Raw genomic sequence first — 10,138 nt, forward strand, 5'->3', positions numbered from 1 at the left:
GAGAGCCCGGACCTCATCGTCACCGGCTTCACCGGCGAGCAGGAGGCCGCCCTGCGGGAGGTGTTCGGCGAGGACGAAGGGCAGGCGGACGGCGAGGACGACGGGAGCGCCGACGGGGAGGACGACGGGCGCGCCGACGGCGAGGACGTCGGCGGCCGCCGCGGCGGCGGCGTTCTGCCCGGCCCTCTGCCCGGTACCGCCGCGGCGGAAGCCCTCGGCGCCGCCCGCGGACACCCAGGCGCTCGCGGCGGCGACGGCGTCGCGCACGGCGTCGGCCACCCGGCCGCCGCGGCCGAGCACGTCGACGGCGGTGGCGGCGAAGCGGTCGCCGGCGCCGCACGGGTCGCCGCCGGAGGCGGGCACGGTGGGCACGTGGACCGCGGGACCGCCGGCCTCGGCGACGAAGGCGCCCCGCGAGCCGGACGTCACGCACACCGCGCCGGCGGACCACGCGGCGGCCAGCGCGCTCGCGAGGGCGCCCGCGTCGTCGGCGGGCACGTCGAGCTCGAGCCGCGCCGCCTCGCGGCGGGCCTCCTCGAGGTTCGGCGTCACCAGCGCGACGCCCGGCACGGGAGCGCCGCCGCGCGGGTGCGGGTCCCACACCACGGGGCGCTGCCGGGCGATGTCGGCGAGCACCTCGCGCAGCGCGGGGTCGGTGGTCACGCCGCCGCCGTAGTCGGCCACGAGCACGGCGTCGCACGCGGCGAGGGCCGCGGCCACGTGCCGGGCGTCGACGTCGCGGGGGCGGCCGGTGCCGCCGTCGTCGAGCCGCACCAGGCTCTGGCCCGAGCTGCGCACCCGCGTCTTGCGGCGGGTGCCGCCCTCGTGGCCGAGCGCGACGACCGTCATGCCGCGCAGGTGCTCGCGCAGCGCGCGGCCGCCGTCGTCGTCGGCCAGCGGCGCGACGAGCACGACGTCGGCGCGCCCGGCGCACAGCAGCGCGGCGAGGCCGGCTCCGCCGGGGCTCTCGCGCACCGCGTCGACGTCGACGACGGGCACCGGCGCGTCCGGGGACAGCCGCGTGACCGTGCCCTCGACGTCGCGGTCGAGCAGCACGTCGCCGACCACGGCGACGACCGGGCGCGCGGGCACCACCGACGCGGCGACCGGGGCGGCGACGGGGGCGGCGGTGCCGCGGGCCGCGCTCACGCCGTCGCCCCGTGCAGCCGGGCCGGGCGCACCCGGCGGCGGCGCTCGACCCGCGCGTCGATCGCGGCGCACAGGGCGTGCACCGCCACGAGGTGCACCTCCTGGACCGCCGACGTCGACGCCGCGCCGACGGCGATGACGTCGTCGCACGCGTCGGCCAGCGGGTTCGGCCCAGGGCCGGTGAGCGCCCACGTGTCGATGCCCAGCTGGCGCGCGCGCCGCACGGCGGCCAGCACGTTGGGGCTCTTGCCGGACGTCGACAGGGCCAGGAGCACGTCGCCGGGCCGGCCGTGCGCCGCCACCTGGCGGGCGTACATCTCCTCGGGCCCGTAGTCGTTGACGATCGCCGAGAGGCTGGAGGTCTCGGCGTGGAGCGCGATCGCGGACAGCGGCGTGCGCTCGCCCTCGAACCGGCCCACGAGCTCGGCCGTGAGGTGCTGCGCCTCGGCGGCGCTGCCGCCGTTGCCGGCCACGAGCAGGCGCGCGCCGCCCAGCAGCCGGTCGGCGAGCTCGCGGCCCCAGCCGTCGAGCCGGGCGCCGTCGTCGAGCAGGCCCTGCAGGCCCGCCATGAGGTCCCCGGTGTGCTGCGCGAGCCAGCTGCGTGCGCCGGGCGGCGTGCTCGGCAGCGGGCGCGGCGGCGCCGTCGGAGGAGCGGTGACGGGCACGCTCAGCGGCGCGGCGAGCGGCGTCGCCAGGGCGCGGGTCGTGGGCTCGGTGGTCATCGGGCACCTCCCGTGGTCGTGGCCGTGACGCCGTCGGCGGCGCCCGGCGCCGGGACGGTGAGCGGGGCGGGCCAGGGCGTCGCCGCCTGCGGCGCCAGCTCGGCGTAGACCTCCGCGGTGCGGCGGGCCACCGTGGCCCAGCCGTACAGCTGCTCGGCGCGCACCCGGGCCGCGGCGCCGTACCGCAGCCGCGTCGGCCGGTCGGTGAGGCGGCGCAGCGCCCGGGCCAGGGCCGCCGCGTCGCGCGGCGGCACCAGCAGGCCCGTGCGGCCGTCGACCACGGTGTCGAGCAGGCCGCCCACCGCGCTGCCGACGACGGGGCGGCCGCAGGCGGCCGCCTCGAGCGGGACGATGCCGAACGGCTCGTACCAGGGCGTGCACACGACGACGTCGACGGACCGCAGCAGGGCGGGCACGTCCGGGTGCGCCACCGCGCCGAGGAACCGCACGCGGTCGGCGACGCCGTGCTCGGCCGCGAGCTTGCGCAGGCGCCACACCTCCGGGTCGTCGTCGAGCGCGGCGGCGGGCGGGCCGCCCGCGACCAGCAGCTCGGCGTCGGGCACGCCGGCGAGGGCCTCGATCACCGTGCCGACGCCCTTGCGCTCGACGAGCCGGCCGATCGACAGCAGCCGCAGCCCGGTGCCGCCGTCCTGCGCCGCGCGGTCGGCGCCCGGCGTGAAGTGCCCGAGGTCGACGCCGCACGGGACCACGCGGATCCGGTCCGCCGGCGCGCCGAGGGCGTCCAGCTCGTCCACCTCGTCGTGGCAGGTGGCCACGACCCGGTCGACGTCGCCGCACAGCCGCGTCTCCAGCTCGACGCGCCGCGCGGGGCTGGTGTCGGCGGCGCCCTGGTGGCGCCGCTTGACCGACCCCAGGGCGTGGAACGTCTGCAGCACCGGCACGTGCACGCCCGTGGCGGCCTCGACCTGCCGGGCCGCCCGCACGGCGGCCAGCCCGGACATCCAGAAGTGGGCGTGCACGACGTCGGGGCGCCGCGCCGGGTCGGACCAGGCGCGGGCGAGCTCGTCGCCCATGGCGTCCATCCACGGCAGCAGGTCGTCCTTGGGCAGCGGGGCCGCCGGGCCGGCGGTCACGTGGACCACCTCGACCCCGCGGTCGAGCGGGACGCGTTCGGGCAGGGTCGCGTCGTCGCGGCGGGTGTAGACCTCGACCTCGTGGCCGGCGGCGGCCAGGTGTCGCGACAGCTCGGCGACGTGCACGTTCTGCCCGCCGGCGTCCGCCCCGCCGAGGGTGGCGAGGGGGCTGGCGTGCTCGGAGACCATGGCGATCCGCATGCGGTCACCTCCTGTGTCGGGTGCCGGACGTCGTGCGACGTGTCCGGGACGAGCGGGTTCTCGTGCGGCTTTCTCGTTCGGGTCGGGGCGGGCGCACACGGCCGCCTGGGTCAGGTGGCGGCGGCCTCCGCCAGGAGGTCGGTCCACCGGTCGGTGAACCGGTCGAGCGAGTAGCGGGCGAGCACCTGCTCGCGGGCGGCCTTGCCGTGCGCCGCCGCCTCGGCCGGGTCGGCGAGCCAGCGGCGCGCCGTGGCCGCGAGCACGTCGGGGTCGGCGCTGAGCACGCCGGCCTCCGGCGGCACGGCGACGGGCGCCTCGGTGACGGGCAGGGCGAGCACGGGCAGCCCGATCGCCATCGCCTCGAGCAGCGACAGCCCGAGGCTGGTCCACCGGTAGGGGTGCAGGTAGGCGCGCGCCCCGGCGACGGCCGCGTGCATCGCGTGCTGCGGCAGGTCGTGCAGCCGCCCGGCGCTCGCCGCGGCGGCGGGGGTGCCGACGCCGCGCAGGTGCTCGGCGAGCTCGTCGGTGCCGATGCCGTAGACCTCGAGCGGCACGTCGCGGGCCACGTGCAGCAGCACGTCGGTGCCGGCCACCCGCCAGCGGCGCACCGGCTCGTTGACGACGGCGGCCACGTGCGGCCGCTCGCCCGTCCAGAGGTGGCCGGGGTCGGGGATGCCGTGGTCGACCACCGTGGTGCGCGCGGTGCCGCAGTCCCACATGAGCCGGTTGAACGCGGTGACGTGCACGATCGGCACCGTGCCGTCGGCCACCACGTCGAGGTCGGCCAGCGGGTGGCGGCTGCGCGCGGCGTGGTCGGTCGGCGCGTTGTGCTCGACGTACACCGCGGGCACGTCGCGGCCGGCCCGGCGGCCGGTCCACTCCTCGAGCAGGTGCACCTCGTGCGGCCGCTGCAGGACGACGACGTCGATCGCCCCGTCGTCGAACGCCGCGCGCAGCTCGGCGGGGCTCGCCTCGGTGACCGACGCCGGCCAGTCCCACGTCTGCGCGCGACCGCGCCCGTCGGGACCGCGGTCCGGCAGCAGGGGGACGACGTACTCGTGGGGGCCCTGGACGAACGCCGTCGCCCACGACCCGTGCACGTGCCACAGCAGCACCCTCATGCGGGGACCTCCGTCCGGTGGGTCGTCACGGTGCGGGTGGTGCGCGGCGCCGGCCGGCCGGTCAGCCCGGCGACCGCGCCCACCACCTGGCCGGCCGGCACCGACGCCAGGCAGGGGTGCCCCGCCACGGGGCACTCGCGCGCCCGGGTGGCGCGGCACGCGGCGCCCTGGTCGCCGAGGACCGCGACGGGCACACCCCACGGCGCCCACCGGTCGGCCGGCACCACGGGGGAGAACAGGCTGACCACGGGCGTGCCCACGGCCGCCGCGAGGTGCGCGGGCCCGGTGTTGCCGACCACGACGCAGGCGGCCGCGGCGAGCACGGTGGCCAGCTCGGGCAGGGTGGTGCGCCCGCCCAGGTCCACGGCGTCCGGCGCGCCGGCCGCGACGTGGCCGGCCAGCGCGCGCTCCCCGGGGCCGCCGGTGACGACCACGTCCCAGCCGGCGGCGGCGAGCGCGGTCACGTACGCCCGCGCGTCATCCGGCCGCGGGGCGCGGGCCGGCACCGAGGCGCCGGGGTGCACGACGACGAACGGGCCGGCCGGCAGCAGCGCGGCGACGTCGGCCGGCAGGGTCGCCAGCGGCCGGCGCACGGCGAGGCGACCGTCGTCGTCGGCGGGCCGCGGCGCCCCCGCGGCGCGGGCCAGGTCCAGGGCGGCCTCCACCTCGTGCAGCCCGTCGGGACGGCGGTGGCGCACGTCGAGCAGCGCGCCCGGGTAGTCCTCGCTGGTGGCGCTGACGCGCCGGATGCCGGCCATGCGCGCCAGCAGCGCCATGGGCAGCGGGGACTGGTGGAACGACGTGAAGACCACCGCCTCGTCGTAGTCGCGTGCGGCGAGCTCGGCGACCAGCCCGCCGACGGCGGCGGCGTCGAACGCGCCGGGGGCGTACCCGCTCCACGGGGCGTCGAAGCGCAGCACGTCGCGCACGCCGGGCAGCAGGCGCGCGGCCTGCAGGCCCTGGCCCGAGACGAGCAGGTCCACGTGCTCGTGCGCGGCGGCCAGCGCCCGCACGGCCGGCCCGGTGAGCAGCACGTCGCCGTCGCTGTCGAGCCGCACGGCCAGCACGCGGGCGCTCACAGCAGCCTCACCGCCTCGGCCAGGTCCGCGGCGACCCGCGGCGCGGCCGCCACCTCGTCGGCGCGGGTCTCCGGCGTCGGCACCAGCACGGCGCGCGCGCCCGCGGCGACGGCGGCGCCGACGTCGGCGCCGATGTCGCCGACGACTGCGCACTCGGCCGGCAGCACGCCGAGCTCGGCGGCGGCGCGCAGCACCATGCCGGGCTCGGGCTTGCGGCAGGCGCAGCGGTCCTCGGGGGTGTGCGGGCACCGCTGCCACGTGGCGAACGGCCCGAGCAGCTCCTCGACGCGCGCCTCGACGGCCGCGACCTGCTCGGGCGTGAGGAACCCGCGGCCGATGCCCGACTGGTTGGAGACCACGCCGACCGCCACGCCCTGGGCGCGCAGCCGGTCGAGCACGCGGCGGGCGCCGTCGACGGGACGCACCTGCTCCGGGTCGCCGTTGTACGGCACGTCGTGCACCAGGGTGCCGTCGCGGTCGAACAGCACGGCGCGCACGGGCGGCGGCCACGCGGCGGCGCCGGTGCCGCCCAGGGCACGCCGCCAGCGCCAGGTGCCGGCCGCGCGGTGGGCCACCGCGGCGAACGGGATGGCCACGCTCGTCCACGCCATCCGCCGCACCTCGGCGGCGAAGGCCTCCTCGCCGGGGCGGGGACCGGGACGCAGCCGCCGGGCGAGGAACTCCCCGGTCAGGCCGGCCCACGCGGCGGCGGAGACGGCGGCGAGGCGCGGGCGGCGGGCGGCGGCCAGCACGCCCGTGGCGGCCGCCGCGGCGACGGTGGCCGCGTGCCACGCGAGGCGGCCGCGGCCCGTCTCGGCGAGCTCGCGCCAGCGCGGCCCGTGCAGCGCGCGCATCAGGGCGTCGTCGGCGTTGCCGCGCTGCACGCGCAGGCTGACGCCGTCGTCGGCCGGGCGCACCGGGTGGGTGATCTCGCGCTCGCCGCGCACCAGCCGGGCGCCGGTGGCCCGCACCCGCAGGGCCAGGTCGGCGTCCTCCCGATAGGCGCGGGGGAACCGCTCGTCGAAGCCGTGCACCTGCTCGAGCACCGCGCGGCGGTAGGCCATGTCGGCGGTGGCCCACGCGGCGGTCTCGAGGCCCGCGGTGCTGCGCTCCCAGTCGGTGGGCCGGCGGTGGGCCGGCAGCGGCACGACGATGCGGCCCTGCACCCCCGCGACGTCGTCGGCGGCGTTGGCGAGGTCCTTGGCCAGGCCGCCGGCCCAGTCGGCCGGCAGCAGCACGTCGTCGTCGAGGAAGGCCACCCACTCCACGCCCGCGGCGGTGCGCCACCCGGCGTTGCGGGCGGCGGCCGGCCCGCGCCCGCCGGTGCGCACCGCGTGCACCGGGGCGCCCGCCAGCAGCACCGGCAGCTCCAGCGGCGGGTTGGCGTCGTCGCCGACCGGGCGGTCGTCGACGACGACCACCTGCGTGGGGCGGGGCGCCTCCGGGCTGGCCTCGAGCGTGGCGCCGAGCGAGGCGAGCAGCCCCGCCAGCTGCGGCCGCCCGACGGTGGGCACCACCACGGCGTACGACGTCGTCATCCGGCCACCCCCGCGGCCGCGCCGCCGCCGGCGAACAGCGCGCCGCGGTGCACCAGGTGCGGGCCGAGCACCAGCAGGTCGACCGGGGCCGAGCCGAACAGCTCGAGGGCGTCGCGCGGGTCGTCCACCATCGGGCGGCCCGCGGTGTTGAGGCTGGTGTTGACGACGACGGGCAGCCCGGTGCGGTCGCGGAAGGCGCGGATCGTGGCCTGCAGCCGCGGCTGCGAGTCGTCCACGGTCTGGATGCGGGCGGTGTGGTCCACGTGGGTCACGGTGGGGATGCGCTCGCGCCAGGCGGGGGCGACCTCGTGCACGAAGAGCATGTACGGGCTGGGGATCGGGCCGCCGGAGAAGATCTCCGGGGCGTCCTCCAGCAGCACCATGGGCGCCACGGGGCGGAACTGCTCGCGGCCCTTGACGTCGTTGAGGCGGCGCACGTTGTGCGCGTGGCCGGGGTGGGCGAGCAGCGAGCGCTGGCCCAGCGCGCGCGGGCCGAACTCGGCGCGGCCCTGGAACCAGGCGACGACGCCGTCGGCGGCGAGCACGTCGGCGACCGCTCCGGGCAGGTCGTCCGGCGTGGTGAACGGGACGCGGGCCTGGCGCAGCCAGGCGGCGAGCTCGTCGTCGGACCACTCGCGGCCCAGGGCCGCCGAGCCCATGGGCTCGACCGGCACTCCCGCCTCGGCGGTCAGCTGCAGCGCGGCGCCCAGCGCCGTGCCGGAGTCGCCCGCCGCGGGCTGCACCCACACCTCGTCGAACGGCGAGTCGCGCCAGATGCGCGAGTTGGCCACGCAGTTGAGCGCCGTGCCGCCGGCCAGCGTCAGCGCGGTGTCGCCGGTGCGCTCGTGCAGCCAGGTGGCCAGGTCGACCAGCACCTCCTCGAGGCGGGCCTGCACCGACGCCGCGAGGTCCGCGTGCGCGGGCGGCAGGCCGCCGTGCGCGTCGTCGGGCGCCAGCGCGTCGGCCATCGCCGGGTCCTGCAGCGCGCCGGGCGTGGCGCGCGGCGCCCACCGGGTCCAGTCCGGCGCCTCGGCCACGAACCCGCCGTCGGGCGTCGCGTAGAAGACCTCGCGCAGCTCCTCGAGGAACCGCGGCTCGCCGTACGAGGCGAGGGCCATCACCTTGTACTCGTCGCTGGAGCGCAGGAACCCGAGGTGCTCGGTGAGGGACTCGTAGATCAGGCCGAGGGAGTGCGGCAGCTCCTGGCTGGCCAGCACCTCGAGCCGGCCGTCCACGTACCGGCCCGCCAGGTGCGAGGACCGCTCGCCGCGCCCGTCCAGCGACATCACGCTGCAGGTGCCGAAAGGAGAGGCCAGGGCCGCCGACGCCGCGTGCGCCACCTCGTGCGGCACGAACCGCACCGCGGCGGGGGACAGGCCCGGCAGCGCGGTGGCGATGAACTGCGGGGCGCGCTCGGCGTACTGGCGGCGCAGCCAGTCCCACGGGTCCGGCAGGCCCATCTCCTCGGCCGGCTTGGCCAGCGCGGGGTCGAACGAGTACGCGACGGCGTCCAGGTCGCCCGGCTCGAGCCCGCCCACCTCGAGGCACCAGCGCATCGCCTGCTCCGGCAGCTCCCACGCCGCGAACGGCACCGGCCGCTTGCCGTGCTTGCGCCGGGAGAAGCGCTCCTCCTCCGCCGCGGCGACGACCCGCCCGTCGACGACGAGGGCGGCGGACGGGTCGTGGAACAGGGCGTTGACTCCGAGCACGCGCATCCGGCTGGACCTCCACAGTGCGATCACGGGCGTTGCGGTCGGATGCACCGTGTGCACGGTTCTCGGCACTCGCAAGAGAAGTGGCTCTCGCGCTCGCAAGTGGAAGCGGGCGAAGTTGAGGCCCGCGCCAGGCGCGACGAGGGGCGGGCGCGACGAGGGCCGGGCATGACGAGGGCCGACGGCGCTCGAGCGCCGTCGGCCCGTCATCGGCACCGCCCGGGGGCGTCAGCCCTCCTCGCCGCTCTCCGGCTCGTCGATCGTCGAGCGCGGGTTCAGGTTCGCCGGCTCGGCGTCGGTGTCGTCGTCGGACCCGGCGTCGCCGGACGCCTGCGCCCCGGTGCGGGGGTTGAGAGACGCCGGCTGCGCGTCCGGGTCCTGGTCCGGGTCGTACGGGGCGGTGCTGTCGTTCTCGCTCATCGTTCCTCCTTCGCGTTCCAGCGGCCCGCGGCGGGCCGTCGCCCTTCGCGGGCCCTCTCACGCTGGCACGGTCCGGCGGCGCTCGCAGGTGGGCGCCATGGGTGCTCACCTGCGAAAACACTTCTCAACTGGCGCGATCTTCACCCGCCGCTACGGTTGGGGGCACGGGAGGTCAGGAAGCGGCCCCCAGGATCTCGGTTCTGGGAGGTAGTCACATGACAGTCGCGCTCGACGCACCGAAGTCCACGGCCTCGTCGCGCTCGCAGAGCGGCGCGTCGGCAGCCGATCTGGCGAGCGTCACGCAGGCGATCGCGGTCGGCACGCCCCTGCTGGTCGGCCGGTACCGGGTCGACCTGGCGAGCGGCCGGTGGTGGTGGTCGGACGAGGTCTACCTCATGCACGGTCGGGAGCCCGGCGAGATCGAGCCGGGCCTCGACACGATGTGCTCGCGCAAGCACCCCGACGACCGGCAGCGCCTCATCCGGGCCGCCACCGTCGCGCTCAAGGCGGGCAAGCCGTTCTCGTGCAGCCACCGCATCGTCGACCCCAGCGGCAAGTCCCGCACGGTGGTCGTCACCGGCCAGGGGCGCCGTGACCACGGCGGCAAGCTGGTCGAGGTGGTCGGCTACATCGTCGACGCGACCACGCTGCAGCGCGAGGCGCTGGAGCGGGAGGCGCAGCAGGCGGTGTCCCGCGCGTTCGTCCACGCCGCCGCGGTGGAGCAGGCCAAGGGCATCATCATGCTGGTGCGCGGCGTCGACGACACCAACGCGGGCCGGCAGCTCGCCGAGGTCGCGCAGAACGTCGGCGTGCCGGTGCACGTCGCCGCCGCGCAGATCATGACGGCGATCTCGAAGGCCGGCAGCGCCAGCCCGACGGCGGAGGCCACGCTGGAGGCCGCGCTCGCTGCCGTCCACCCGGTGGAGCGCCCGCGGGGCCACGAGGCCCAGCTCACGCGCCGCCGCTCCCGCGGCTGACGCCGCGGGGACCTCGGCGCCCGTTCCCGGAACCTCGCCCGCGCCGGGCGCAGCACCGCCGTCGACGGCTAGGGAAGTGGGGCGGAACAAACGGGGGTTGGGCCCCCAAACCCACCCCGGGGCCC

At 78.2% G+C, this 10,138-nt stretch carries 9 protein-coding genes; 1 reads left to right on the forward strand and 8 read right to left on the reverse strand.

Annotated features, from left to right (window positions below; translation table 11 throughout):
• The 8 genes from GSF02_RS16305 to GSF02_RS16340 form a co-directional block, all read right to left on the reverse strand.
• On the reverse strand, positions 1-1,149 hold a 1,149-nt coding region (locus GSF02_RS16305), incomplete at its 3' end, for a PfkB family carbohydrate kinase (RefSeq protein WP_235915636.1).
• A complete protein-coding gene (locus GSF02_RS16310; protein WP_408003907.1) occupies positions 1,146-1,871 on the reverse strand; it encodes a D-sedoheptulose-7-phosphate isomerase in 726 nt (241 codons plus the stop codon). The genes GSF02_RS16305 and GSF02_RS16310, both read right to left, overlap by 4 nt.
• Positions 1,868-3,166: a glycosyltransferase gene (locus tag GSF02_RS16315; protein WP_159798431.1), complete on the reverse strand. Its 1,299-nt coding sequence runs from the start codon at positions 3,164-3,166 to the stop codon at positions 1,868-1,870. The genes GSF02_RS16310 and GSF02_RS16315 overlap by 4 nt, the downstream gene beginning before the upstream one ends.
• A 110-nt stretch (positions 3,167-3,276) precedes the next feature.
• The gene (locus tag GSF02_RS16320) at positions 3,277-4,287 is read right to left on the reverse strand and encodes a glycosyltransferase (RefSeq protein WP_159798433.1); all 1,011 of its coding nucleotides are present in this window, start codon (positions 4,285-4,287) and stop codon (positions 3,277-3,279) included.
• Positions 4,284-5,366, reverse strand: a complete 1,083-nt coding sequence (locus GSF02_RS16325; protein WP_159798435.1) for a glycosyltransferase family 9 protein — start codon at positions 5,364-5,366, stop codon at positions 4,284-4,286. Before GSF02_RS16325 ends, GSF02_RS16320 begins: the two co-directional genes overlap by 4 nt.
• The gene (locus GSF02_RS19115; protein ID WP_159798437.1) at positions 5,363-6,904 is read right to left on the reverse strand and encodes an HAD-IIIA family hydrolase; all 1,542 of its coding nucleotides are present in this window, start codon (positions 6,902-6,904) and stop codon (positions 5,363-5,365) included. Before GSF02_RS19115 ends, GSF02_RS16325 begins: the two co-directional genes overlap by 4 nt.
• Positions 6,901-8,619, reverse strand: a complete 1,719-nt coding sequence (locus GSF02_RS16335) for a carbamoyltransferase family protein (protein ID WP_159798438.1) — start codon at positions 8,617-8,619, stop codon at positions 6,901-6,903. The genes GSF02_RS19115 and GSF02_RS16335 overlap by 4 nt, the downstream gene beginning before the upstream one ends.
• A gap of 225 nt (positions 8,620-8,844) precedes the next feature.
• A complete protein-coding gene (locus GSF02_RS16340) occupies positions 8,845-9,036 on the reverse strand; it encodes a hypothetical protein (RefSeq protein WP_159798440.1) in 192 nt (63 codons plus the stop codon).
• A 215-nt stretch (positions 9,037-9,251) separates the two neighbouring features.
• Between GSF02_RS16340 and GSF02_RS16345 the strand changes: the two genes are divergently transcribed.
• Positions 9,252-10,013, forward strand: coding sequence for a PAS and ANTAR domain-containing protein (locus GSF02_RS16345; RefSeq protein ID WP_159798441.1), 762 nt, complete (start codon positions 9,252-9,254; stop codon positions 10,011-10,013).
• Positions 10,014-10,138: the final 125 nt, after the last annotated feature.

The sequence above is a fragment of the Puerhibacterium puerhi genome, assembly GCF_009846865.1.
Taxonomy (GTDB): Bacteria; Actinomycetota; Actinomycetes; order Actinomycetales; family Cellulomonadaceae; genus Puerhibacterium; species Puerhibacterium puerhi.

Excerpts from the sequence above, each read along its gene's own strand:
- GSF02_RS16345 (WP_159798441.1), top strand. The coding sequence starts at position 9,252 with ATGACAGTCGCGCTCGACGCACCGAAGTCCACGGCCTCGTCGCGCTCG.
- GSF02_RS19115 (WP_159798437.1), bottom strand. The coding sequence starts at position 6,904 with ATGACGACGTCGTACGCCGTGGTGGTGCCCACCGTCGGGCGGCCGCAG.
- GSF02_RS16320 (WP_159798433.1), bottom strand. The coding sequence starts at position 4,287 with ATGAGGGTGCTGCTGTGGCACGTGCACGGGTCGTGGGCGACGGCGTTC.
- GSF02_RS16310 (WP_408003907.1), bottom strand. The coding sequence starts at position 1,871 with ATGACCACCGAGCCCACGACCCGCGCCCTGGCGACGCCGCTCGCCGCG.
- GSF02_RS16340 (WP_159798440.1), bottom strand. The coding sequence starts at position 9,036 with ATGAGCGAGAACGACAGCACCGCCCCGTACGACCCGGACCAGGACCCG.
- GSF02_RS16335 (WP_159798438.1), bottom strand. The coding sequence starts at position 8,619 with ATGCGCGTGCTCGGAGTCAACGCCCTGTTCCACGACCCGTCCGCCGCC.
- GSF02_RS16315 (WP_159798431.1), bottom strand. The coding sequence starts at position 3,166 with ATGCGGATCGCCATGGTCTCCGAGCACGCCAGCCCCCTCGCCACCCTC.